Raw genomic sequence first — 22,181 nt, 5'->3', positions numbered from 1 at the left:
CTTGAGGTACTCCCATGTCCCACGCCCCGTCCTGGGCTTCGATCCGCCGGTCCGAGCGCCTCGCCGGCACACCCGTCGTACGGCGCGGCGCCGACTGGTGGCTTGTGTCCCCGTCCGGCTCCCTGCTCGCCTCGGACCCCGCGTTCACCGGTGAACTGAACCGCTTCGCCGCCGACCTGGCCGCGGCCGACCGTGCAGTCGCCGAGATCCGAGCCCAGGGCAAGCCCCCGCGCAAGGCACGGCCGTGACCCCGCTCGTCCACGCCGAGCAGGCCGTGCTGGGCGCGATCTTCCTGGAGCCCGGCCACCTCGACAGGCTCTCGCCCTGGCTGCGCCCGGAACACTTCTCCCGCCCCGCGCACACGGCGATCTACGCCGCGATGCTCCAGCTCAAGACCGATGGTCACCCGGCGGCAGCCACAACGGCCGGCTTCCCCGTCCCGCTGGCCTGGGTGACAGACACGCTACGGGAGGCCAGCACGCGGACCCGCGGGCTCACCGCCTCGTACCTGCACTCCCTCGCGTCGGCCTGCCCGCGCCCCGACCACGCCCCGGTGTACGGGCGGATGGTCCTGGAGGGGGCCATCCATCGCAGCGTGGCCCAGCACGCCGCCCGCCTCCACCAGGCCGCGCTCGCCGACGGCCGGGGCGGCACGGTGGAGGAGACGCTGCACCACGCCCAGGTCCTGACCGACGTACTCGCCGACCTGGCGCACGGCTGGGGCACCGAGGCACGTCCCGTGCAGCCGCCCGCCCCGTACGCACCCCAGGCCGAGCGCCCGCAGCCGGTGGGCGAGCAGGTTCTCGCCGACGAGGAGTTCCTCCTCGGCTGCCTCGCCGCCCGCCCCGAGCAGCTGCTCGGCCTGGTGCGGTGGCTCCGCCCCGGCGACTTCGCCGACCCGGGCCATCAGCAGCTCTACCGCGCGCTGGGGGCCCTGCACCATCGCGGCGAACCCATCGACCAGCTGACCGTGCTGTGGGAGACCCAGCGTCGCGGCACCCTCGCAGACGGGACGCTCGACACCGAGCGTGTGATGCGGATCTGCGATCCGCTCGTGGGTGGGGCCGCCGAGCACTTCGGCGAGCAGGTCGTCCACGCCTCCCTCGTCCGCACGGCCGCCCTCGCGGCCCGGCAGGTCGGGGCCCTGGCCAACCGCGACGCGCTCGCGCCTGGGCAGCTCATCGGCTACGCCCTGCACGCGCTCGGCCCGCTGGACGACGTGCGCCGCCGACTGCGCCTCGCGAGCGAAGCCGAACCCGAGCAGCGGCGGCCGGCAAGCCGTCCCGGTGCGCCGCCTCCTGCCGCCCGTATCGACGCCGCCCGTGCTCGCAGCCGCCTCGCGGATGCGGCGGCCCACGGGGCGCCGGTCGCGGCCTCCTGCGCCGCGCTTCCCTCCCGCCACAACCTTCGGAGTCCGTCATGACCGACCACACCGGCCGCGCCGGCCTGGAGAAGGACGAACTGTACGCAGCAGCCAGCGATTTCGAGGAGGCCCGCCACGAGATTGTCGGGTCGTACACAACGAACTCCCTGCCTGACCTCGTCACCGCGTCCCACCACCTCGCCGCGCTGACGGGACTGGTGAAGGACCTGTCCGACGAGGTCCTCTTCCGCATCACCGACAACGACCCGGGACTCGACTTCGGCCCGGTCATCGCCGCGTACACCAGCGCGTCCGCCCCTGTGGGACGCGCCGTGACCAACTACACGGAAGCCTTCGAGCAGCTCGGATTCCTACGTAGGTACGCGGAGGCCCCAGCGACGGCGGACCTTCATGACGCCCGCCAGTCCGCTTTCAACGTCGCGCAGGACCGGCTGGACCTCACCGTGGACTCGCTGCAAGAAGCCTTCGTCACTCTGCGGCACGCTGCCGACCGGATCGATGGCACACCGCCTCGTATCCTCGCCGCGCTGAGCCGCTCGGCACGCCCAGAGAACTCGATCTACCGCCTACCGACCAAGCTCCCCGCAACCGAGCCGATCCGTCTCGCCTACATGCCGGTGTCCCGCCGTGTGCGCTGACTTTCCGGTGGCGCCGCACCAGCCGTGGATCGGGAGTCTGTGCTCCGGGTACGGCGGGCTGGATCTCGGCGTGCAGGCCGTCCTCGGCGGCACGGTCGCCTGGCATGCCGAGGTCGATCCGGGCCCGGCCCGGATCCTGTCCCGGCACTGGCCGGACGTGCCCAATCTCGGCGACATCACGGCCGTGAACTGGGCCAATGTCCCGGAGGTGTGCGTCCTGACGGCCGGGTTCCCCTGTCAAAGACGTCTCGGTCGCCGGCCGTCGCGCCGGACTGGCTGACGGCACCCGGTCCGGTCTGTGGTTGCACATCGTCCGTGCCATCGAAGCCCTCAACCCGTGCCTGGTGGTCATCGAGAATGTCCGAGGACTCCTCACCTCCCCCGCCGGTTCCCCTGGCGACGTGGAACCCTGCCCGTGGTGTCTGGAAGACACCGCAGGCCAGCCTGCTGTGCGCGCACTCGGTGCCGTACTCGGCTCCTTGGCCGACCTCGGGTTCGATGCGCGCTGGCGCGTGCTTCGCGCCTCTGATGTCGGAGCTCCGCACCGTCGCGAGCGGATCTTCCTCACCGCCTGGCAGTCCCGGCGGCTCAGCTCTGCTCAAGACACCAACGAGCAACCTGACCACGAACGGAGGGAGCCAGCACCCGACGAAGAGGAAGCGGGGCGGGCACGGTCCGAATCTTGCGGACGAGGTCGAGTGGCTGCTGCCGACGCCGAAGGCGTCGGACGGCACAAAAGGATCACCGAACCAGCGTCACGGGAACGGGGACCTGACACTCCCCTCGGCGGCAGCCCGACTGCTGCCGACCCCACGGGCAAGCGACACCGGCACTCCCGGACGCCGACCGGGCGCGGGCTTCCGGCCCCCGCTCTCGGCAGTGGTACTCCCCTTGTTCACCCCTCCGACACCGACGGACGAGGGGCGTGGGGACCATACGCCGCCGCCATCGCCCGATGGGAGAGGGCAACGCGCCCGGCACCCCGGCCCACCGACGAGGCGGGACGCCTCAGCCCACTGTTCGTGGAGTGGATGCAAGGGCTTGAACCAGGCTGGGTGACGGCCACTCCGGGACTGGGACGCCCCGCCCAACTGGCCGCTCTGGGCAACGGAGTCGTGCCGCAACAGGCATCTCGCGCGCTGGAGATCCTCGCTCCGCCGGTCCCGCTCTGTGGCCGTCACGGCTCGCGGTGAAGGGCGGCTTCTACACCGGATTTCCGGCCGGGCCAAACCCGGATTTCTCCGGATCCTCGCCACCCCAACCACCCGATCTTGCGGAGGGGTAGCGATGGCTGAACCCGCTCAGGAGAGCGAGCCGATACGCGTGCCGGACAACGACCTGGACGACCTGGTCTCCACGGTCGCCAGGCTGGTCGCGGAGAGCCGCAAACAGGGCGAGACGCTCGCACGCCTCACCGACGACGTCCCGCCTTCGGACGACGAGGGCGGCGGAGCCGAGCACGGTGGCGGAGAGGGCTCGGTCGCCGCGTCGGCGGCGGCCGAGCCGGGCGGCTCGCAGGAGGGCCCGGCGTCCATCTTCATCCTGGCGCTCGATGGCAAGGCGTACGTCGAGGAGCTCGCGGCGCTGACGAGCTGGGTGCACGACCTGCTGCTGCCGGTCTATGGGCGGGAGATCACCACCGGCCGCCCGTGGTGCCAGCAGTGGCAGGAGCATCCCGAGGCCGTCGCCCGCCTGCACGCCCTGTGGCTCGCCTGGCAGCAGCTCACCGACGTCGAGGCCGGCCTCACCGGCCCCTCGACGTGGCACCGCGACCACCTCGACCCGACTCTGCTCCAACTCCGCACGCCCGACGGCCCGTTCGGCGCGTGCACCACCAGCCCGACCCGCCCCAACCACCGGCTCCTGGCCTCGCCCGAGCCTGCGGGAGCCTGACGTGACCGACACATACGAAACCCAGGCGCCGGACTACCGGATCGAAGGCTTCGAAGCAGCCACCGAGCGAATCGAAGAGGACTTCTTCTCGGTCACGCTCTCGGACGACATGTTCGTCCCCCTCGCCGAGCACCACAGCGCCGACGGACGCGACAGCTACCTGCTGTTCTACGACCGGGCGGCCATCTGGGACGTGCCCGGCACGGCGGAGTACGTCGCGCTCCACCTCACCCGTGACGTCGAGCAGCGAACGTTCGCCTTCGACTACGAGCGTGTTCCCGTCGTGCCGCTCGCGCAGAACTGGCTCACCCGCCGGGGCTGTCCGCCGGAGGCCGCCGTGCCGACCAGCAACCATGGGCCACGCCCGGCCGACGCGCTCACCTCGCGGCTGGAGGACCTACTCCGGAGCAACCCCGGCGGCCGGTACGAGGTGATCGACCACCACACCGACAACCCGGGCTCCTTCGACTTCGGCACCGAGGTGCGCACTCTCGTCCACGACAGCCACCCGGCCTCCGCGCACGCCCCCTACCGCCTCTTCCTCGAGGAGACGGCCAAGGACTTCCGCTCCTACACGGTGCGCGAAGGCGCCTTCACCAGCGTGGAGGCAGCGGACACCTGGGCCATGGACCGCGACGCTCCCCTCCCGATGGCCCCGGCCCCGGCCCCGGAGAGCGACCACAGGGCCCTGGCCGCCCGCACCCGCTCGCCGCTCGCCGGAACCGCCGGCCTCGCGGTCCCCCCGGCGCCTGTCACGGCTCCACGACCGGCGCTTCTTTCCGTACCGCGCTCCGGCCGGGGTGCGCGGTGAGCCGGGCGCGGTACGCCTTCGCGGCCCACCCCGAGGCCCTGGCCGACCTGCGCGCGGTCCCGGATCGAATCCGCGACCTGGCCCTGCTGGAGCTGCAGCACCTGGTCCACGGGAACGAACGTGGCGCAGCGCTGACCCGCGAGCTCGCGGGCTGTCACAAGATCTACGTCGATCCGGAGACCCGCTGGCGCATGGTCATCCAGTACCGCGACGCGCCGGCGTCCTCGCAGCACCGCCGGGAGATCTACCTCCTGGCCGTCGGCGAGCGCCAGGACCAGGCCGCGTACCGCACCGCGGCTCACCGACTGGACCGCGAACGCGAGGCATCCGCCGGGACAGCGCCGCTTCACGGCCGCCGTGCCCAGGCGGCACGGTCCCGGTCCCCGCGTGGGAGCGCAGCTCCGGAACACGCCGGTTCGCCGACCCCCGCCGCCTCCACTGCTCCGCCGCGAGCGCGCCGTCGGCCATGACTCCCAGCTCCTCATCCGACACAGCCCGGAGGCACTTCCCCATGCCACCACTCGACCTCGGCGATCTCGCCCCGAATACCGAGGTTCTCGTCGCGCCAGTCCACCTCGCGGGCCCCGGAACGAGGGAGGCCGTCTTCAGCATCCTCGACAACGCCGCCGGGTGGACGAAGACCGTCGCCTTCGGCACGGACGCGTACTACGCCAGCCCGTGCCAGCGAGTCCGTATCGCCAACCCCGTGGAGAGCCACTACGGCGGATGGACGATCACCTACGCCGAGGACCCGCTCGGCGTTCCGGACTGGATCACCACCTTCGACCGCAACACGCCCCACGAGATCGCCGCCGCCTTCACCGAGACGCTCGTCCACAGCCTGCCCAACCACTTCCGGGACTACCTCGGCGGCGGCAGGCACCACACCGGCCTCGGCCCCGAGGATGTACTGCTTCGCAGCGACTGGGAGCCGATGCACGGAAGTCGGCCGTACTGGATCGTCTCGCCGGACAACCGCACGGCCATGCGCACGCGCAGCGGGTGGCTCGACGAGTACACCGAGCTGCTGACGCCGGAGAAGTCCATGTGGCGCCTGTCCGGCGGAATCGACCCCGTCCACGCGCCGAGCTGGAGGGCCTTCTTCAGCGGCAGCACCCCGCAGCACCTGCGTACCGCTGCCGCCGCAGCTCTCACCAGCCCCGACGCCGTGCCGCGTTTCGCCGACGAGGTCCCCGAACGCCACCGCGACCTGGTGCACGTACGCCTCGCCAAGCCGACAGCTCGCCCTCGGGCCCAGGCGGCCCTGGCCCGCCGGCCGTACGCCGCCCATGCGGCCGCACCCGGGGCAGAGGCCGCAATCCCGTCGGCACCACTCGCCACCCACGGTCGTTCCCGCCGTCAGCGCTGACGGCCGCAGCCCATACCCGGAGATCCCGCATGCCCGCACGCACGCTCGATGGCGACGTCTACGTGACCCCTCTGTACCTCGCCGGCTCCACCACCATCGGCGACCCGGCGATGCAACCACTCCTCGACCACGGTTTCACGCTGCAGACCGACGAGCTGGCTAACGTCTACGTCTCCTCCCCTGATCAGCATGTCCGGCTCGGTTTCCTGCCCGAGGGCCCGGACAACACCTTGTGGAAGGTCGCAGCCCACCACGACCCGTTCGGGCCGCCCGACTGGCTGGCTACCTTCGACTCCAACACGCCGACTGAGTTGGTGACCGCCTTCACCTCCGCCGTCGCCACCAGCTACGCCGAGGATCCGGACACCGTCTTGACCGGCCCTCGTCGCCCGGCCGAGGAAGGCTTTCGGCCCCTGGAAGGCGCTGGCTGGAAGCGAGGGAGCTGGCGGCTCACCACCCTCTTCACCGCGCCCGACGGACTCGCCGGCCTCACCTACAGGGGCGGGATCCTGGATCGACACGCCGAACTCCGTGGCGACCAGGACCGCTGGCTGCTCTGGGGCGGCCAGGACGGGTACAGCTCACGTTGGTACGCCACGTTCACCTCTGCCGTCCCCGTTGATCTGATCGCGGCGACCACCGCCCGCCTGGCCGACCCCAGCCCTGTGCTTCGCTACGAGGTCGAAATCCCGCAGCGCAACCGCAGCGCCGCTCGGACACGCCCCGTGCTGCCCCCGGTGCCAACTCCGCTGGACGTCAGGCGTGCCACAGCCGCACGCGCCCGCTCTCACGGAGGTCACCTCGTCCGCCGCACACCGGCGGCATCCGCAACCACGGGCACCCTCAGTGCCGTCCCGCCGGCCCGCCCCGCCCACCAACGGCGGGCCGCGGCGGGGCGCTCGTAAACGCCAGCCCGCGCCGACGGCCTCTCCCGCTCACTGGCACCGTCGGCCACGACGCGAGTGGAGACCGCTCGCGACCGCTCAACCGCAGCGGTCGTGGGCGTCCCTACGGGTGCCGGAGACGGCCGGGCGGCAGCTCCCTGCACCACCAGCCCGGCAGCTTCACGAGCCGCCGTTAGCTCACGTCGGCCCCACGACGCCCCAGGTGATGTCGCCCCCGCCAGCGCCGACCGCCTCCGCCAGCGCCTCGACGGTCAGGTTGATCCGTCTGCCGTCCGCCATGCGGGATCGGCCCACGGACGCTGCTACCGCGTCGTCCACGGTCTCGTCGTACGTACCCATCTCCTGATTCAGCACGCCGCTCTGCCCGCCTTCCATCGGTCGCCCCGGAAACAGCTCCCGGGGCGACCGATCCATTCCCCCGAGTGATCACCTGCGGGCGCCGCCGCAGCCAGTTCGCCCACGGCAGACTCCCATCCCCGGGAAGGACTGGAGACCTGCTCCTGGACCATGTCAACGTACGACCGCTTCGAAAAACCGCAGGTCAACGAAGGGTTTGTTACTCGTGACGCCTTCTGTCACCGCCCCGTCCCATGTCCCCGCCGCACCTCGTCACTCGGCACTCGGCGACCGCGAGTGGCTGCTCGACTGTCACTGTGCGGGCCCAGTCATCGACCTCCTCAAAGGCCAGGGGTGGGACGTCATCCCCGACCTCTCCGCCAACGTCCACTGCTCCAGCCCCGACCAGCGTGTGTACGTCGGGTTCCTTCCCGAGACCGAGGAGGCCGCGCGCGGCGAGCTGTGGCACATCCAGGTCAAAGGAGCCGACGGCCGGGTGGCATGGAGCCAGACCTTCGGGTCGAGTGTCCCGGCCCAGGCCGTGGCCGGATTCCTCGCGGCACTCATCGCCTTCCCCAGCCGCTGCTGCGCCTGCGTCTGACCTACGCCGACCGCCCCGCTTCACCAACCATGGAGTCTCTCTTGCCTCGCGAGATCACCGTTCGCCAACTGATCCACCAGCTCCAGGCAGTCGACCCAGATCTCCCCGCGTACCTCGCCGTCAACCCAGACTGGCCCCAGGCCCACCGCATCGGTCGCGTCATCGAGATCAGCGGCCCCGACGGTGCTGTCTACCTTGCCGAGAACGGCCAAGAGGGCGTGCTGCCACCTGAGGTCCGCGCTCAACTCGACTGGACCGACGTGTGAACCGCCGTTCACGCTCGCAGTTCGCGACGGGCAGGAAGGAGCCTCCGCGCCCGCCGCTGTCCCTTGGCGATGTCGCCCAACGCCCTATGCCTCCAGGCGTACGTGGTGCTCTCGTCCGCTCCGTGCCCCGCTGCGCCACAGAGCCGATTCCCACGACCTGGGTGTCCGCGCAAGACCGCGTTCCTCTTCGTCCGGGCTCCGTTCTGCTGCTCTGGGAATCCGCCCCTTCAGGCGGGATGAACGTCACCGCCCACCTCGGCCTGGCCTCGGCGGACGTCACCCTCGCCACCTGGCCGAACCTCCACGGAGACTGGACCCCGGTCGTCTATCCCACGCTGCTGGAGACCATCGGTCTGCACGCCGCGCTGTCCGTGGCCATCGACGCGCTGCACGTCGCCAACCACCTTGCTGACGTCTGACGCCAACACGCGCCTCGAACGCCGAGGGGGCTGCCCATTGGGCAGCCCCCTCGGCGCGTTCGGGTCATGGTTTGAGGGCCACCACTGAGCTGACCGGACGTCGCAACCCGAGCGTCACGCGACCACACCGAAGCCGTGATCTGGTACTGAGTACCCATGGACCGTCTCTCTTTGGCGTTTGCTAGTGCGGCGTTGCTCGTCAGCATCGTCACGACAGTAGTTGGCTACAAGCAGCTCAGCCTTTCGCGTCGCGTACGTCGGGAGCAGCTTGAGCCGTACGTCATCGTTGACATCAGTCCTCGTGCCCCGGAGTCCCAGATGCTGTGCCTCTCTGTCGAGAACCTCGGCCCAACTGTTGCGAGAAATGTCAGGTTGCAAATCGAGCCACCGCTCCGCAGCACTCTTGACTCAGAGCGAGAGGAAATTTTGCGGCGCGTGGTCGGTCGGACGATCCCCTCAATGCCTCCGGGGCGCAAGATCATCTACAACATGGACCTCGGTCACAAGTACTTCGCTGCGGATCCTCCGCTGCCGCTGGTCTACAGGGCAACGGTGAATGCGGACGGACCGTTCGGCGCCGTCGAGACCATGACTTACGACATGGATCTGGACGTCTGGCCGGAGACCGCAATTCATTCGGAGACCGTTGTGGGACAACTGAAGGAGATCGCCAAGAAGCTGAGAAAGGGTTGATTGGGGCAGCCGTCCCATCGCGGTAGAGGGCCGGGGCTGCTGCCGCAGCCCTTGCCCCGCAAGGGGCGTCGCGAACGCCGACATGAGCTCTACTCAAGTCTCGGCTCCGACAGATAAGTGCCGGCGAGCGTGCCGTCGTACCCCACGGCCTGGGCGGCGTCCTCCAGGCTTGGGTAGTCCTGGCCGCCGATGTCGATCATCGCCTCGTAGTCCGCGCGCGTCAGCTCGGGCTCGACCCACTGGTGCGCGCACCGGCATCGGATGCTGATCTGGCTGCGGTCGCAGATGACCATCCAGTTGCGCCGGGCTCCGCAGTTCGGGCACATCACCAGGATGCCGCCGACGCGGATCTCCTCGGGGTGGGTGGTGGCGCGGAGACGGATAATGCCGTCGCCGAGCCGCATCTCCTCCTGGAGTCTCAGCAAGGGGTCGTCGGGTGCCGTTTCCGGCAGCACGGTTCTCCGGGTCCGGAGGTCTTCGCTGAGCATCGGCATCGTCTCCTCGTCCTGTTGTTGACCAGCCATAACACCGCTGGCCGTGGGCGTCCAACCCTTTGAGGTGCTGGTCAGCGCCGGGGTCCCGACCTGCGGGAGCTGTTCGTGTCGTTGCGAACCGTGGGCTCGGCTGCCTGCGGCTTCGAGGCTCGGGGCGGCGCCGGTGTCCGCTGGTGCGCTCGTGTGCGGGACAGGTCCGCTGTGGCGGGTAGCTTCCCGATGCGCCGCAGGCGCCAGACGAGAACGTCGGTAGCGCTGTCGGCGGTGTCCAACTCGCGGGACTCGATCGCCTGCTGGAGCAGGGCGTCGGGGTCGTGTCCCGCCCGTTCGGCTTGGGCGAGGGTGGCGGCGAGCGCGTCCCAGCCGGGCTCACGCAGGATGTGGCTGGCCTGCCCAGGCAGTGCGGCTTCCACGGTGTGGACGTAGCGATCGCGTACAGGGGTGGGGAGTCGGCGGCCTTGCTCGCGCATCTCCTTCATGGGGGTGGCGGCTGCGGACCGGTAGGCGGCACGCAGGTGCTGCGCGGCTTGTCGGGCGGCGGCGGCCTGCTGGGCGTGGCCGCGAGCGGAGTGCCAGCGGATGGCGGCGATCGTGACGAGGACCATCGTGGACAGGAGCATCGCGGTGGCGCCGCCATCTTCGCCCTTGCCGAGGGCGTTGCCGGCCCGGACGATGCCGCGCGCGGCGGAGCGGAGGGCGCGGTGGTCGGCGTGCTCGGCGCGGGTGTGGGAGCGGGTGGCGCGTTCGAAGGCGCGGGCGGCCTCGGCGAGTTCCTTGCGGGTGGAGGCCGGGGCGGTCTGGGCGACGGCGTCGAGGAGTTCGCCGATGCCGACGAGCTGGGCGGCGCCCGCCGCGTCGTCGTCCCCGGTGAGCACGGTGACGGCCTGTTCGGCGACGTGGGTGGCGTCGCGACGCGCGCCGGCCGGGCGCCCATAGCGTGGGGCGGGGCCCGTGGTGGACGTCAGCTCGTCCTCGGGCGGTCCGGCGGCGAGGCGCTGGCGGATCTTGGGGAGGGAGAGGTCGGGGGCGAGGCGGGAGCCGGGGAACCAGATGGGTTCGCCGTCACGGTTGCGGTCGCCGGGGAGGGCGACCTTGTATCCGAGGACGTCGCCGGAGGGCGCGAGGCGCTTGTCGAGGCGGAGGCCGGCTTCGGTGAGGCGGCGGAAGAACTCGTCCTCGTCGGCGGCGCCGGCCAGCGCCTGCCGGACGTGATCACGCAGCGTCTCGCGGGGCGGCTCGGCTCGGCCGGTGCGCTCCGCCTTGGCGCGTTCGGCGCTGGTGGGGCGCTGGGCGGCGGTGCGGTCTCCTTCGTTGAGGATCTGCAGGCCCCACTCCTTTTCGATCCTGCGGCACTCGGCCTGAGCGCGGATGCCGTCCTGGTGGCGGCGCGGGCTTCGTCCGTCTTCGCGCTTGAGGGTGGCGACGATGTGGATGTGGTCGTCGGCGTGGCGGACGGCGATCCAGCGGCACGCCTTGTCGTCGCCTTCCTCGGCGATGCCGGTGGCGTGGACGATGCGGCGGGCGACTTCGGCCCATTCGGCGTCGGTGAGGTGCCGGTCACCGGGGGCGGTGCGGACCGGGCAGTGCCAGACGTGCTGGGCGGGGCGGCGGTCCTTCGGTAGGGCGAGGACGGGGAGGTCGAGCCGGTCCGTGAGCTGCTTGAGGGTGGCGGTCGGATCGCGACCGGGGTCGGGTGCGAGTTCCGGCATCCAGGCTGCGACGAGGTGCGGGGCGGTGTGTTCGTCCCGGCGGCCGGGGCCGTAGAGGTAGGCGAGGAGTCCGTACGTGCGGCTGCCGGTGGAGATGTCCGGGACCACGGTGTCAGCGCCTCGCCATCTCGATGGCGGCTGCCTCGATGCGGGCGGCGGCGCGCAGGACTCGGGCGACGGCGTCGTCGGCGTACTCGGCATGTCCGCCGGAGTTGAGGACGCGGGCCACCTGGTTGAGGTTGTTGCCGGCGCGGGCGAGCTGGGCGCTGGCGGACATCAGTTCCTCGACGCGTCCGCGCTGGTCCAACAGCCATGCCTTGGGACCGCCTTGGGCCTGGGCGACCGCGACCGCGGCGTCGGCGAGGAACCCGGCGGTCTTCAGGCCGACCGTTTCGGCGGCGCGCTTGACGGTGTCGAGTTCGTCGCGGGTCAGGCGGACGCTGCGGACTTGGTCGCGGTGGACGCTCTGGCGCATGCGGGGGCGCGTACGCGGCGTGGAACGCGCGGCTTCTTGTCCCTCCGGCTGCGATCCGCCCTCGGTCGCAGCCCCAGAGTCCGGCACCCCCTGGTGCCGGGCCTCCGCCGCCCCTTCGGGGGCGGGGGCAAGCCCTTCCGAAACTCCTCCGCCGCCCGTGGCTGCGGAGGAGTTTCGGAAGGTACAGCTTGCTCGGCCTCGTGCCGGGCAGTGGCCCTCGCCCAGGTCAGCGGGGGCGGAGGGCCGATCGGTGGGCGTCATCGGAGCAGTCCGGAGGGGTCGCGACGTACGTCGCGCAGGACTTCGGCGACGAAGTCGAGTGCGAGGACGGGGTGGTGGAGGGTGCGGGGTGTGCTCGTGTGTGTGCGCTGGACGGTCCAGGCTCCGTCGGGGCCGGGTTCGGCGTGATGGAGGTGTCCGTACCGGCTGAGCACGGTGATCCAGGCGTCGGCTTCGGCTCGGGTGGCCGTGGTGGTGCGCATGGTGGCGGCTCCAGTACGTGTGTGGAGTGGGAGGGAGTCGTGCGCTCGGCGGGTGCGCCGGTCCGGATGTCCGGGGTGGGGCACCCGCCGAGCGGGCTGTCCGGTCAGCCGGTCCGGGTGTCCGGAGCCTTGTCCGCTTCCTTGCGGAGGTGCTGCATCAGGACGGTGAGCCGGTCGTTGCCGAGGCCGTGTCCGTGACCGCGGATGGCGTCCGCCACGACCTTCCGGGTCAGGTCGCCAGCCTCGGTGACCGCCGGGCGGGCGATCGCGAGAAGCTGCTCGTCGGTGACCGGGGCCGACTTGCGGGCGCCGTCGTCCGGACGGGTGGTGGGCCCAGCCTCTGGGATCGGGCCCGAAGCGGCGTCCGAACGCTTGGCCGGATCGACGGGGTGGGTGACCGGGCGGGGTCTGGGAGCGGGGTGTCCGCCCTGGTCAGCGTCGCGGCCACCGTGCTGGGGCTCCGGTTCGACCGGCTTCTCCCGCGTTCCGGACACGGTGTCCGGGGTGTGGGTCTCCGAGGTGTCCGGCCGCTGGGTGACCGCCGGGCTGTCGGTGTCCGGGCCGGGCAACGCGGCGGGGTGACCGGAGGTGACCGGGGTTGGGCCTCGTCCGCCCCAGCCGAAGTGGGTGTCCGGGCGGTGACCGGTGACCCGCTCCGTCCGGACGCCGGAGGTCTCCGGGTGTCCGGACAGGTCGACCTCGGTGGCCCGCCGGGCGATCAGGATGTACAGGTGGACGGCTCCGGCCAGGGCGAGCGGGGCCAGCGTGGACAAGACTCCGACGGTGAGGTCACCGAGCCGAAGGCCCGCCCCACCGTGCTGCTGGTTGAGCCGTACGGCGTGCAGGGCGTTGGCCCAGATACTGGCGGCGGTCGCGGTGCCGAACAGGGTCCACACGTAGCAGCGGGCGGCGAGTGGAGCCGTACGCAGGACCAGGAGGGCACGCACTCCGTAGGCGATGAATCCGTCGATGACCAGGGGGAAGAGGTAGGTCAGGAGCCCTCGGACGTGGATCGCGGTGGCCATCTGTTGGAGGGCGTCGTACGAGAGGGCACATCCCGCGCCGCCGAGGGCGACGACGGCGGCCCGGTCCCAGCCGTTGATCCGCGCCGGTACGGGCGCGATGTGGCTCACGCCGCCGTCCCAAGGTCGTCGCGGGCCGGGAGTTTGGCGGCGGGATTCTTCAGGACCTGGGGGGCGTTGTCGGGTGTCTTCGCTGCCTCGTTCGCCTTCTTCTGCTGGTCGACGGCGCGGTTGCGGATCTCGCGGCGGGTGCGGCGGTAGAGCTTCCCGGCGTGTGCCTCGGTGACCTTGAGCATCCGGGCGAGCTGCTCGGCGGGGATGTCGGCCTGGTAGGCGGCGCGGACGACTGCCTTGCGCTCGGCCTTGGTGAGGTGGATGTCGCGGCCGGCCAGGGCTTCGTTGACGCGGGAGTAGCTGAGGCGGCCCCCCAACTTGCTGTGCAGGGCCTCTCGCTCCTCTTCGGTCATGCCGCCCCGGATGCCGTCGCGGTCGCCGTTCTCGAGGGCGGCGTCGAGGCAGGTGCTGCGGACCGGGCACTGCGCGCACAGAGCCTTGGCGGCGGCTATGCGGTCGACCTCGTCGGGCTCGGGGAAGAAGAGTTCAGGGTCGACCTGGTGGTGCGGGGTCGAGCGGCAGGCGGCCTGGTCGCGCCAGGTGTGGTCGCCGAGAGCTCGGGGCTGCGGGGTGTCAGTGCGGTGCATGGGGATGTCTCCGTATCCCCCCGGGCCGCGTTCGGGCAGGGGCGGCCTGGGGGTTGGTGCAGGTGAGGAATGCGGGCCGGTGCCGGCCGTCGCGGGGAAGGGTCAGGCGCTGGCGGCGGCGATACGACGCCGCTCGGCCGCGAGGGCTCGTCTGCGGTCGGGGCCGTCGAGGATGACCCGGTCGGTCATCTCGGTGAGACGGGAGGCGACGCGGTCGCCGATGTGGGCCCGCAGGTCGGCCATGCCGAGGTTGGTGGTGATCAGGGTCGGGAGCATCGCGTTGTAGCGGCGGTTGATGAGCCGCATCGTGATCTCCTCGGTCCACTCACTGGTCTTCGCGGCACCGAGGTCGTCGATGATCAGCAGCGGGCAGCGGGCCAGGTCCATCAACTCCCGCTCGCCGTCGTGGCCGGGACGGGGCCGCAGCTCCGCGTACAGGTCGGCAGCGGTGATCGCCTTCCAGCGCAGCCGAACCCCGGCGATCAGGAGCGAGCGGACCGCCCCGTACGCCTGGTACGTCTTGCCCGTTCCCGTGGTGCCGACGATCAGCAGCGAGCGGCCCTCGGCGAGCCCCGGTGCGCCTTCGGGCCCCGGACGTCCGCCCTCGGCGACTTCGCGGACCCAGGCGACGACGGCCGGGTGGTCGGCGACGGCGGCACGGTAGCGGGCCGGGATACGGGCCTGGGCTGCCTGGAGCGCGGGGAGGGGTTCCGCCGGGTCGGTGAGCTTGGCGTTCGGGTCGAGGCCACGCGAGGTCAGGATGTGGGCCAGGCGGCGGGCGATGCCGCCGACAGGCTGGGCGTCGTAGTCGCGCATCACAGCTCCTCGGCGTAGGCGGCGGCAGGGTCGGCGGGATTGGCCCAGGACCGGTGACCCGGCACGCTAGGCCGGGAATCCGGCCGGACCAAACCGGCGCGGGTGGCGTTCATGGCCTCGTGGACAAGGCTCGGCAGGGTGCTGGGGTGTAGGCCCTTGGCGCGGTGGAGGGCCAGCCCGGCGCGGATGTGGCCGGGTTCGATGCCCTCCGCGAGGAGCTTGGCCGTCTCGCGGCCGAGGTGACCGAGGACGCCGCTGGGCGGGTGATGTGCGCAGGCCGCGGCGTACTCGGCGATGAGCTGCTGAGCCGAGGTGGTCTCCGGTGCTTGGGCGCTCGCGCCCCCCGAAGGGGAAGAAGTTCCTAGATCCAGGTTCCTAGGTCCAAGATCCAGGGCGTGAGGGCTCACCGCGGGTTCAGCGCTCCCTCCGTGAGTGTTCAGCGAGGACTCACTGAATGCCTCGCGACCTGCGGTTTCGTGCATTCCGGAGGATGCGGCGGGGATTCGTGCGTCATCAGTGAGTCCTCCGTGAGCCTTCACTGAGGACTCCGGGACGTCTCCGTGAGCCTGCGGCGCATCCGGCTTCGGCTTCCCGGAGGTGTGCTGCGGGCACTCGGGGAGTCGGCTGCGGCTCGCGCGGTTGATCTTCTGGTGCCGGTGCCAGGTGACGATGTGCAGGTACCGCTTGCCTTCGTCGTCCTCGTAGCGGCAGATCAGGCTGGCGGCGGCGAGCTGGATCAGGTCGTCTTCGACGTCGACCGGCACGCGCCCGCCGCGAACGGCCCAGAGCTCTCCGCAGAGCGCGGCGGGCTGGTCACGGAGGCGGCCGTGGTCGTCGGCCCGGCTGATCAGGCCGAAGAAGGTCCGTTCAGCGTAGACGCTCACCTGAGCCAGGGACTCGGAGGTGAAGGCTTCGGGCTTGAAGGTTCGAATCCTCGCCACGGTCAGCGCCTCCCGTCCGCGACCGCGTACGCCTCAGCGGCGGGGCGCAGGACACCGGTGGCGAGGTCGAGGTCGTATGCCTCGTTCCAGTTCACCTCGGGGTGGGTGCGCATCACCCAGCGTGCTGCCGTCAGGCCCTGGGCCCGGTTGAGGGCGACAGGGCTCCCCTGCTCGTCGTAGGCGCGGGCGTGGGGGCTGGGCCAGGTCCGCTCGGGTTCACGCTGCGAGACGCGGATGGTGCGAGCACCGGGCACCATGTCCGCGAGGAGGGCGGCAAGGCGACGCCGGCGGGATCCGGTGGCAGGGTCGGTGACCTGGACGGGCCGGGCGGTGTGCGCCCTTCCGTTCCGGGACTCGGGCATGCGAGAATTCCTCACTCGTAGGTGGAGTGGGACGGCCGTTCTCGTCGAAAAGGTCAGCCGACCCGCTCCGGTTATGGATCCGCCCCCTTCGGGTGGCGGGCTCGGCGTCCGGAAGCGGCTAACTTCTGGGCGCCGGTTTCATTTCCCCTCAAGGAAGCGCGTCCGTGGCGCTTGGGGTAAGTCCTACTTTGCTCCCGTGCGTTGAGCCTGGTGCCGGCGTTTCCCGGCGAGGGACCAGCAACATATGCAGACGTCCGTCAACACTCCAGCGGACAGCGGGTACTGAGCCAATTCGACGCCAACTCGACATATATCGCTGGTCAGTGAGTGTTCAGGACTCACGGCCCCGGCCGGACACTGCGCCCCCGGCCCGGCTTCCCAGCTGTTGCAGTGGGTAAGGATCAGCGGGTGCGTGGCTTGATGCACGACCGAGGCTCTGCAGTCACCGCCCCCTCGGGCCGAGCGGGTTACCGCCGCCCGTTCGACAGAGCAGAGACACACGACACTCCTCACGCAACAGCCACTCGCGAATGCCGTTCAGGGCATGGAGCGACCGAAGTACGATCTCCGTGCCCCTCCGGGGCCAAAGCCGCACACTTTCCAACGCCCGAGAGACGACCCCCCGGCACCGATTCCTTTGAGAGCTCTCCGCGCACAGGTTGTCGCGGCGGACTCCGATCGCTCCCTCCCTCGGCCCAGAGCCTTGGCAGGGTTCGAAGACGAAGATCGAGCAAGCGTGCAACGCCGCTCGCACTTCGCTAAGCTGAAACTATTCCCGACCGAAGAAAAAGTCAACGCACTGGATCGACTCCAGTTTGCATAAAAACGAGGTCCGATGCCTGCCCGTCACTTCGACCGAAGCCGTCTACGTGCGGTACGGCGAGCCGCCGAGATCTTCCAGGCTGCCGTTGGCGAGGCGCTGGGAGTGTCCGACTCGGCGGTCGCTGGCTGGGAGACCGGCGCGCAGACTCCCGATCCGGAGAAACTGCCCGCGCTGGCGCGCGCGCTCGGACAGGACGTAAACGACCTGTTCCCACGATCTGGGCAACCCGATCTGACTGACCTGCGCTGCGATGCCGGCTACTACCAGTACGAGACGGCTGAGCTGATCGGAACCAAAAGCGCCGGACCAGTAGCGGCGGCCGAACGCGGAGAGCGACGTCTCAAGGACAAGTACGTCCCGGCCTTGGCGGCGGCGTATGGGGTCAGCCCGGAGGAGCTGCGGCGAGCGGAGGCTCGGTCGATCGCCAAGGCGCAGGGTGTGCAGGTTTCTGAACCTGCGCCGTCGGGAACCGGGAGCGCCTCGGCTCTTGGCACCCCTCCCGAATCGCTGGCCGAGAAGATCACCCTGCTCCTGGACAGCTCGTATCCCGGGCCCCAGGGGCCTCCCTCGGATGCCGAGATGGCGAACGAGGTGAACGCTCACGCCGGGGCGCAGGTCATCACCGAGGAGGGCTTCCGGGATCTCCGTACGGGCATCACCGGGACCGCGTCTCCTGCGGTTCTGGATGCACTCTCAGCCGTCGTCGGCGTCTCGCGGATGTACTTCGAGCCAGACGCCGCCGTGGCTGCTCAGGTCTATGAGGGTCTTCAGCTCCTCGCAGCCGCGAAGAAGGGGGCCGTGGGCCGGGTGAAGGCTCGCGGGCTGGGCTCCCAGGGCCTGTCACCGAAGGCGATGGCGCTCGTAAACGAGTTGGTGGCGGAGCTGGAGGAGAAGGAAGCGGACGCCGACGAGTAGCGCCCGTCCGCAGCTCCTGGACCGCGGACGGGCGGCGCGGCTACTGATGCCCTGACGTCTTGCCCGGCTCGTGCAGGCGGCCCTCGGCGACCACGGCCCGGACCGCCTTCAGGGCGCCGAGGTCTTCGAGGGGGTCTCCGTCGACCACCAGCAGGTCCGCGCGGAACCCCGGAGCAATCCGGCCTGTCGTCCCGCCCAGTCCGAGCGCGTCGGCCGCGTCGCCAGTCGCCATGTCGAGGATCCTGCCGTTCGACAGGCCCAGGTGCGCGTAGAACGACAAGGCCGGCACCAGTCCGTCGAACCCTGCGCGCTGGACTCCAGCGTCGGTTCCGGCGATGAGTTTGGCTCCGGCCTCCGCCATCTGCCGTACAAGGTCGAACATGGCCGCCGCCCGCTCCTCGCCGAAGAAGCGAGGGAGCATCTGCCAGTGTGGGCTCACGGCCGGACAGATCACGATGCCCCGGTCGATAATCTGCTTCAGGACGTCCTGCCTCAGGTCGAAGCCATCGCTCGTCATCCACGTGCAGTGCTCGATCGTGTCCACCCCGGCCTCGACGGCCGCGGTGATGCCATCCGTACCGTGCGCGTGGGCGGCCACCGGCAGGCCGGCCCTGTGGGCCTCGTCTACCAGGGCCTGGAGTTCTTCGGGGGAGAACTGGCTCTGCCAGCTCTGCGGCCCACCCTTGGTCAGACCGCCCCCGGTCACCATCGCCTTGATCACGGTGGCGCCCGCCTCGATGTTGCGCCGTACGAGAGCGCGGGCCTCGGCTTCCCCGGAAACCTCACCGCCGAAGAAGTGGCAGTGGCCTCCAGGCGGGGTCGCGGGTGTGCCCGCGGAGACGATCCGGGGACCGGGAGTGCTGCCGCTGGCGACCTCTGCGTCCAGCTGGAGGGCGAGGCCGTTGCGGTCCCCCAGGTCACGCGCGGTCGTCACGCCGCTGGAGAGGAGCTGTTCCGCGCGGCGGCGCATGTCCTTCAGCAGGGTCTCGTCGCTCGACTCGTGGAGCGTGGCCACCGGGTCCGCGCCGCCGTCGAACACGAGGTGCACGTGGGCGTCGATGAGACCGGGCACCACCGTGCCCTCGGAAAACGCGAGGTGCGTCTTGTCCGAACCGACCCGCGCCGCGATCTCCGCGCGCGGCCCCACCGCAGTGATCGAGTCGCCTTCGACGAGGACTGCGCCATCGTCCAGATACGTTCCGGGGCCCACGAGGACTCGGCGGGCGGTGATCAGCATCTCGGCCTCCTTGATCGTCGATGGTCAGGCGGACAGACGCAGCGCGTCCGATACCGCGATCAGCTGACGTACGTCCGCGTCCCGGTCATCCGCCTGGGGCATTGCCAGGGCTACGGCCTGACGCGCTGGACGAGCGTCCTTCCCGATCGTGGTCACGGCTTGGCGGAGGCGTTCCGCCAGCACGGTCGGGGGGAGGGAGAGGACTTCGGTGCCCTCACCCTCGCGAGCCAGATACGGGCTGATATCAACCAACCCGTCCCGGCATTCCACTATCCGCCGGTGGTAGCGCCGGTGCACGCCACGCGCCCTCCAACGATCCCAAAGCGCCGAGGAAGCCGGCCGCAGCACGTTCTCGGGGTACGCGTCGGTGAGCAACTGCCACAGCGGGGCCAGGCGGCGGTGGTCACGGCGTCGCCGCAGCCAGAGCCGCGCCGAGGTGGCCCTCGCGCGGGCCCCCGCATAAGTGACACCGGCGACGAAGAGCAGGATGGACACGACGAGGAACACCGCGACGCCGGCCATGAGCGGCTGCGGCACGGTCCCGCCACTCCAACGGACGGCCACGAAGACCGCGCGGACGGCGCAGGCCACCGCCATCGCGCTCAGGCCCACAGCGGCCATCCACAATCCCGTCGCGTGCGGGCGCTGCGACATTCGGGCGTACTGGCGGGTCCACCGACCGGTGACGCCGAGGGCGTACATGAGGTACAGGCCGGTGACACCGTAGAAGAAGGCGATCTGCGGGATCGTCATGTCCGCCGTGCTGAAGGAGCCGGCGAAGACGTCATGGGGGACCGTCTCCGCGGCCACGACGATGGCCACGGCCACCAACGCGACGACGACGGCCTCTCGTCGGGCTCGTCGACGGGCGGTCGGCCCGTCGGCGGAGTACAGGTAAAAGCACATCAGGAAGTAGACCGTCAGCAGGAGCAGCACGTTCTGTATGAGCTTCGCTGTGCCATGCCCGGCCACGGTGTCGACGCCCGAACCGCCACCCGGCATGGCCAGGGGGTAGGACAGCAGGGCGGTGAGCAGGCACAGGGTGACGGAACGCAGCGGCGCGTCCTGCGGGGCTCGTGACCACTGGTAGAGCTTCCACGCCACGGCAGCGGCGAGGCCGAGGAGGATCAGTTCGGTCATGGGTTACAGCCATCCTCGTCGGTCGCCGAGGGCCGCCTGTACTCGCTGCACCGTGGGGTCCTCCGGCATCGGGGCAACATGGTCAAGCACCGACGACCACTCCAGGACGATCGTGGCCGCCAGCTCGACGGCGCACTCTTCCCCGTCGTCGTACGAGCATCGGCGGGCCACACGCCGGATCAGCGCGGGATCGAGCACCGGGATCATCGTGGCCCAGCCCTCGACGAAGTCGTCCGGAGCTTCCTGCTCCTCCTCGGCCTGCTCGTCCTCCGCCACGATGATGTGGAACACCTCGTGCAGGATGATGTGATCCTGATGCAGGGGGGTCGTTTCCTGCTGGTAGAGCACCACGTCCATCTGAGGCGTGTCGACCCACAGCCCCGACGGTCCGGGCTTCTCCAGCGGGAAGGGCCGCAGGACAATCGGCCGTCCTCGCCTCTCGCCGAGCGCCCTACACAGCTCCTTCACGTCCAGCGGCGGCTGGACGCCGAGGTCCCGAAGCTCGCGACGCAGCCGACGGTGCAGGTCTCGTTCCACCGTCCGCTTCTGCGCGGTACGCCACCGCCCAAAGCGCCGAACGCTCAGTCCGCCCTGCGCCGGCACCTTGTGTTCAGTCGTGCCGCGGTCAGTTCTTCCCGGCCACATCAGTAATCCCCTTCGCACCAGCCGTGGATTGCTCCGACACGAAGCCGGGCGACGGCCGCGCCCATTTCGACCATGTCCAGTCCCTCCGCACAGCGCAGCCGAAAGTGATCACGGGTATCGAGGGCAGTACGTCGATCCAGGCCGCGAAGGACCTGATCCGTGAACCACAACGGGCGCGCGCCCAAGACTCCTCACACATCGAAGTCACTGACGCGAACGAGCAATGACACGACATAAAGCATCCCGGGCAGGCTCTGGGGACTTCATCGGACACTACGCGAAGCCGCATCAAGATCCGGCTGGAAAGCGCCTACCGGGTCGCAGCAGCATCGACGCACCAAATCGCACTAAATCAGCACACCTACTTGTAGATCATGCTTTTGAGCTGGCAGTTCTCACGAACGATGTGGCCATGCCAAGCACCTCAAGAGGGGTTGCCTTCGTTACCGATCCGAGACGCTTTCATCGCGAGCAATTGCGCTGAATCGGTCATTCAGCACAGAAAAGCCCCGCCTCTCATGACGGGAGGTGGGGTGTGGCCAGGGCCACTTTCGGATAGTCAGGACATCACTCGCGATTAGGCTTCCAGGTATGCACGCCGAGATACACCGCAGAGGAACTGACTACCTGGAGTTCTGGAATGAGTACCACCTGTGCACTCTGACCACACTCCGCCCAGATGGCCGTCCACATGTCGTGCCCGTTGGGGTCACCGTGGACGCCGCCGCCGGCATCGCGCGGGTTATCACCCGCAAATCGAGTAGGAAAGTCGCCAACGTACAGGCGGCGCTTCCCGGCCAAGCACGCGCCGCCGTCTGCCAGGTGGACGGAGGGCGTTGGGCGACGCTGGAAGGCACGGCTGAAGTGCGCACGGACGCAGCCGCAGTGGCCGACGCTGTGACGCGCTACGGAAAGCGGTACCGGCGCACGCCAGCTCCGGACCCGGAGCGTGTGGTCATCGAGATCACGATCGACCGAGCTATGGGACATGTCGATGCGCCCAGGTCCAAGGTCTCGGACGCCGCAGCCTAGGGATCAAGCCGCGATCGAGCCGTTGTCGTTGTGGGCGGCACGAGAGCCAGGCCATACCGAGAAGACGTGCTT

The 22,181-nt window shown here is 70.2% G+C and carries 29 protein-coding genes; 16 read left to right on the top strand and 13 right to left on the bottom strand.

The genetic code is table 11. The features are described from left to right. Positions 1-14 precede the first annotated feature (14 nt). The 10 genes from ACFWFZ_RS09265 to ACFWFZ_RS09220 all read left to right on the top strand — a co-directional run bounded on the left by ACFWFZ_RS09265 (position 15) and on the right by ACFWFZ_RS09220 (position 7,000). Complete coding sequence (locus ACFWFZ_RS09265) at positions 15-248, top strand: hypothetical protein (RefSeq protein WP_387118882.1); 234 nt, start codon at positions 15-17, stop codon at positions 246-248. After that, positions 245-1,423 carry a DnaB-like helicase N-terminal domain-containing protein gene (locus tag ACFWFZ_RS09260; protein ID WP_387118879.1) on the top strand — a complete coding sequence of 393 codons (1,179 nt, stop codon included), beginning with the start codon at positions 245-247 and terminating at the stop codon, positions 1,421-1,423. The genes ACFWFZ_RS09265 and ACFWFZ_RS09260 overlap by 4 nt, the downstream gene beginning before the upstream one ends. Next, positions 1,420-2,022, top strand: coding sequence for a hypothetical protein (locus tag ACFWFZ_RS09255; protein WP_387118876.1), 603 nt, complete (start codon positions 1,420-1,422; stop codon positions 2,020-2,022). Before ACFWFZ_RS09260 ends, ACFWFZ_RS09255 begins: the two co-directional genes overlap by 4 nt. Then, entirely contained in the window at positions 2,012-2,302 is a 291-nt protein-coding gene (locus ACFWFZ_RS09250; protein WP_387118873.1) for a DNA cytosine methyltransferase, read from the top strand. Before ACFWFZ_RS09255 ends, ACFWFZ_RS09250 begins: the two co-directional genes overlap by 11 nt. Before the next feature lie 22 nt (positions 2,303-2,324). Beyond that, positions 2,325-3,215: a DNA cytosine methyltransferase gene (locus ACFWFZ_RS09245; RefSeq protein WP_387118870.1), complete on the top strand. Its 891-nt coding sequence runs from the start codon at positions 2,325-2,327 to the stop codon at positions 3,213-3,215. A 94-nt stretch (positions 3,216-3,309) separates the two neighbouring features. Further along, positions 3,310-3,915, top strand: coding sequence for a DUF4913 domain-containing protein (locus ACFWFZ_RS09240; RefSeq protein WP_387118867.1), 606 nt, complete (start codon positions 3,310-3,312; stop codon positions 3,913-3,915). Position 3,916: 1 nt separating this feature from the next. Then, positions 3,917-4,726, top strand: coding sequence for a hypothetical protein (locus tag ACFWFZ_RS09235; protein ID WP_387118864.1), 810 nt, complete (start codon positions 3,917-3,919; stop codon positions 4,724-4,726). Further along, positions 4,723-5,196 (top strand): hypothetical protein, encoded by a 474-nt coding sequence (locus ACFWFZ_RS09230; RefSeq protein WP_387118861.1) that lies wholly within the window; start codon positions 4,723-4,725, stop codon positions 5,194-5,196. Before ACFWFZ_RS09235 ends, ACFWFZ_RS09230 begins: the two co-directional genes overlap by 4 nt. Positions 5,197-5,237: 41 nt before the next feature. Then, a complete protein-coding gene (locus ACFWFZ_RS09225; RefSeq protein WP_387118858.1) occupies positions 5,238-6,095 on the top strand; it encodes a DUF317 domain-containing protein in 858 nt (285 codons plus the stop codon). 29 nt (positions 6,096-6,124) lie between these two features. Beyond that, positions 6,125-7,000 carry a DUF317 domain-containing protein gene (locus tag ACFWFZ_RS09220; protein ID WP_387118855.1) on the top strand — a complete coding sequence of 292 codons (876 nt, stop codon included), beginning with the start codon at positions 6,125-6,127 and terminating at the stop codon, positions 6,998-7,000. Between the two features lie 177 nt (positions 7,001-7,177). On the opposite strand, the gene ACFWFZ_RS09215 is transcribed toward ACFWFZ_RS09220, so the two are convergent. Next, entirely contained in the window at positions 7,178-7,354 is a 177-nt protein-coding gene (locus tag ACFWFZ_RS09215; RefSeq protein ID WP_387118852.1) for a hypothetical protein, read from the bottom strand. A gap of 208 nt (positions 7,355-7,562) precedes the next feature. Between ACFWFZ_RS09215 and ACFWFZ_RS09210 the strand changes: the two genes are divergently transcribed. The 4 genes from ACFWFZ_RS09210 (at position 7,563) to ACFWFZ_RS09195 (ending at position 9,315) form a co-directional block, all read left to right on the top strand. Beyond that, a complete protein-coding gene (locus ACFWFZ_RS09210; RefSeq protein ID WP_387118849.1) occupies positions 7,563-7,937 on the top strand; it encodes a DUF317 domain-containing protein in 375 nt (124 codons plus the stop codon). 41 nt (positions 7,938-7,978) lie between these two features. Continuing rightward, positions 7,979-8,203 (top strand): hypothetical protein, encoded by a 225-nt coding sequence (locus ACFWFZ_RS09205; protein ID WP_387118846.1) that lies wholly within the window; start codon positions 7,979-7,981, stop codon positions 8,201-8,203. A 236-nt stretch (positions 8,204-8,439) separates the two neighbouring features. Then, on the top strand, positions 8,440-8,622 hold the full coding sequence (locus ACFWFZ_RS09200) for a hypothetical protein (protein WP_352146887.1): 183 nt from the start codon (positions 8,440-8,442) through the stop codon (positions 8,620-8,622). A gap of 156 nt (positions 8,623-8,778) precedes the next feature. Further along, entirely contained in the window at positions 8,779-9,315 is a 537-nt protein-coding gene (locus ACFWFZ_RS09195; RefSeq protein ID WP_387118843.1) for a hypothetical protein, read from the top strand. An 89-nt stretch (positions 9,316-9,404) separates the two neighbouring features. Here ACFWFZ_RS09195 and ACFWFZ_RS09190 read toward each other — a convergent pair whose 3' ends face one another. The 9 genes from ACFWFZ_RS09190 to ACFWFZ_RS09150 form a co-directional block, all read right to left on the bottom strand. After that, the gene (locus ACFWFZ_RS09190) at positions 9,405-9,803 is read right to left on the bottom strand and encodes a hypothetical protein (RefSeq protein ID WP_387118840.1); all 399 of its coding nucleotides are present in this window, start codon (positions 9,801-9,803) and stop codon (positions 9,405-9,407) included. Positions 9,804-9,880: 77 nt separating this feature from the next. Continuing rightward, positions 9,881-11,626 (bottom strand): relaxase/mobilization nuclease domain-containing protein, encoded by a 1,746-nt coding sequence (locus ACFWFZ_RS09185; RefSeq protein WP_387118837.1) that lies wholly within the window; start codon positions 11,624-11,626, stop codon positions 9,881-9,883. A gap of 4 nt (positions 11,627-11,630) precedes the next feature. Next, positions 11,631-11,993 (bottom strand): plasmid mobilization relaxosome protein MobC, encoded by a 363-nt coding sequence (mobC, locus tag ACFWFZ_RS09180; RefSeq protein ID WP_241518649.1) that lies wholly within the window; start codon positions 11,991-11,993, stop codon positions 11,631-11,633. A gap of 257 nt (positions 11,994-12,250) precedes the next feature. Continuing rightward, entirely contained in the window at positions 12,251-12,475 is a 225-nt protein-coding gene (locus ACFWFZ_RS09175; RefSeq protein ID WP_387118834.1) for a hypothetical protein, read from the bottom strand. A gap of 104 nt (positions 12,476-12,579) precedes the next feature. Continuing rightward, positions 12,580-13,608 carry a DUF2637 domain-containing protein gene (locus ACFWFZ_RS09170; RefSeq protein ID WP_387118831.1) on the bottom strand — a complete coding sequence of 343 codons (1,029 nt, stop codon included), beginning with the start codon at positions 13,606-13,608 and terminating at the stop codon, positions 12,580-12,582. Further along, positions 13,605-14,198, bottom strand: a complete 594-nt coding sequence (locus tag ACFWFZ_RS09165) for a WhiB family transcriptional regulator (RefSeq protein WP_387118828.1) — start codon at positions 14,196-14,198, stop codon at positions 13,605-13,607. Before ACFWFZ_RS09165 ends, ACFWFZ_RS09170 begins: the two co-directional genes overlap by 4 nt. Positions 14,199-14,300: 102 nt before the next feature. After that, positions 14,301-15,014 (bottom strand): ATP-binding protein, encoded by a 714-nt coding sequence (locus tag ACFWFZ_RS09160; protein WP_387118825.1) that lies wholly within the window; start codon positions 15,012-15,014, stop codon positions 14,301-14,303. Then, complete coding sequence (locus ACFWFZ_RS09155) at positions 15,014-15,955, bottom strand: hypothetical protein (protein ID WP_387118822.1); 942 nt, start codon at positions 15,953-15,955, stop codon at positions 15,014-15,016. The genes ACFWFZ_RS09160 and ACFWFZ_RS09155 overlap by 1 nt, the downstream gene beginning before the upstream one ends. 2 nt (positions 15,956-15,957) lie before the next feature. Further along, positions 15,958-16,317, bottom strand: coding sequence for a hypothetical protein (locus ACFWFZ_RS09150; RefSeq protein WP_387118819.1), 360 nt, complete (start codon positions 16,315-16,317; stop codon positions 15,958-15,960). An 835-nt stretch (positions 16,318-17,152) separates the two neighbouring features. Between ACFWFZ_RS09150 and ACFWFZ_RS09145 the strand changes: the two genes are divergently transcribed. Then, entirely contained in the window at positions 17,153-18,055 is a 903-nt protein-coding gene (locus tag ACFWFZ_RS09145) for a helix-turn-helix domain-containing protein (RefSeq protein ID WP_387118816.1), read from the top strand. Between the two features lie 40 nt (positions 18,056-18,095). Here ACFWFZ_RS09145 and ACFWFZ_RS09140 read toward each other — a convergent pair whose 3' ends face one another. From ACFWFZ_RS09140 to ACFWFZ_RS09130, 3 genes are read right to left on the bottom strand one after another with little or no spacing between them, the layout of a single operon-like run. Then, a complete protein-coding gene (locus ACFWFZ_RS09140) occupies positions 18,096-19,292 on the bottom strand; it encodes an amidohydrolase family protein (protein WP_387118814.1) in 1,197 nt (398 codons plus the stop codon). A gap of 24 nt (positions 19,293-19,316) precedes the next feature. Next, the gene (locus ACFWFZ_RS09135; RefSeq protein WP_387118811.1) at positions 19,317-20,432 is read right to left on the bottom strand and encodes an MAB_1171c family putative transporter; all 1,116 of its coding nucleotides are present in this window, start codon (positions 20,430-20,432) and stop codon (positions 19,317-19,319) included. A gap of 3 nt (positions 20,433-20,435) precedes the next feature. Next, positions 20,436-20,969 carry a hypothetical protein gene (locus tag ACFWFZ_RS09130; protein WP_387118809.1) on the bottom strand — a complete coding sequence of 178 codons (534 nt, stop codon included), beginning with the start codon at positions 20,967-20,969 and terminating at the stop codon, positions 20,436-20,438. 699 nt (positions 20,970-21,668) lie between these two features. On the opposite strand from ACFWFZ_RS09130, the gene ACFWFZ_RS09125 reads away from it, so the two are divergent. Continuing rightward, positions 21,669-22,109 carry a pyridoxamine 5'-phosphate oxidase family protein gene (locus ACFWFZ_RS09125; RefSeq protein ID WP_387118806.1) on the top strand — a complete coding sequence of 147 codons (441 nt, stop codon included), beginning with the start codon at positions 21,669-21,671 and terminating at the stop codon, positions 22,107-22,109. Positions 22,110-22,181 lie beyond the last annotated feature (72 nt).

Source organism: Streptomyces sp. NPDC060232 (assembly GCF_042726555.1).
GTDB lineage: Bacteria > Actinomycetota > Actinomycetes > Streptomycetales > Streptomycetaceae > Streptomyces.
The sequence above is the reverse complement of the archived record's forward strand: the minus strand, read 5'-3'. Positions and strand labels throughout refer to the sequence as shown.

Bases quoted from the DNA above. Each gene is read 5' to 3' on its own strand.
- ACFWFZ_RS09145 (WP_387118816.1), top strand. From the start codon at position 17,153: ATGCCTGCCCGTCACTTCGACCGAAGCCGTCTACGTGCGGTACGGCGA.
- ACFWFZ_RS09255 (WP_387118876.1), top strand. From the start codon at position 1,420: ATGACCGACCACACCGGCCGCGCCGGCCTGGAGAAGGACGAACTGTAC.
- ACFWFZ_RS09140 (WP_387118814.1), bottom strand. From the start codon at position 19,292: ATGCTGATCACCGCCCGCCGAGTCCTCGTGGGCCCCGGAACGTATCTG.
- ACFWFZ_RS09175 (WP_387118834.1), bottom strand. From the start codon at position 12,475: ATGCGCACCACCACGGCCACCCGAGCCGAAGCCGACGCCTGGATCACC.
- ACFWFZ_RS09195 (WP_387118843.1), top strand. From the start codon at position 8,779: ATGGACCGTCTCTCTTTGGCGTTTGCTAGTGCGGCGTTGCTCGTCAGC.
- ACFWFZ_RS09225 (WP_387118858.1), top strand. From the start codon at position 5,238: ATGCCACCACTCGACCTCGGCGATCTCGCCCCGAATACCGAGGTTCTC.
- ACFWFZ_RS09125 (WP_387118806.1), top strand. From the start codon at position 21,669: ATGCACGCCGAGATACACCGCAGAGGAACTGACTACCTGGAGTTCTGG.
- ACFWFZ_RS09160 (WP_387118825.1), bottom strand. From the start codon at position 15,014: ATGCGCGACTACGACGCCCAGCCTGTCGGCGGCATCGCCCGCCGCCTG.
- ACFWFZ_RS09165 (WP_387118828.1), bottom strand. From the start codon at position 14,198: ATGCACCGCACTGACACCCCGCAGCCCCGAGCTCTCGGCGACCACACC.
- ACFWFZ_RS09220 (WP_387118855.1), top strand. From the start codon at position 6,125: ATGCCCGCACGCACGCTCGATGGCGACGTCTACGTGACCCCTCTGTAC.
- ACFWFZ_RS09240 (WP_387118867.1), top strand. From the start codon at position 3,310: ATGGCTGAACCCGCTCAGGAGAGCGAGCCGATACGCGTGCCGGACAAC.
- ACFWFZ_RS09190 (WP_387118840.1), bottom strand. From the start codon at position 9,803: ATGCTCAGCGAAGACCTCCGGACCCGGAGAACCGTGCTGCCGGAAACG.
- ACFWFZ_RS09135 (WP_387118811.1), bottom strand. From the start codon at position 20,432: ATGACCGAACTGATCCTCCTCGGCCTCGCCGCTGCCGTGGCGTGGAAG.
- ACFWFZ_RS09200 (WP_352146887.1), top strand. From the start codon at position 8,440: ATGAACGTCACCGCCCACCTCGGCCTGGCCTCGGCGGACGTCACCCTC.
- ACFWFZ_RS09265 (WP_387118882.1), top strand. From the start codon at position 15: ATGTCCCACGCCCCGTCCTGGGCTTCGATCCGCCGGTCCGAGCGCCTC.
- ACFWFZ_RS09150 (WP_387118819.1), bottom strand. From the start codon at position 16,317: ATGCCCGAGTCCCGGAACGGAAGGGCGCACACCGCCCGGCCCGTCCAG.
- mobC (WP_241518649.1), bottom strand. From the start codon at position 11,993: ATGCGCCAGAGCGTCCACCGCGACCAAGTCCGCAGCGTCCGCCTGACC.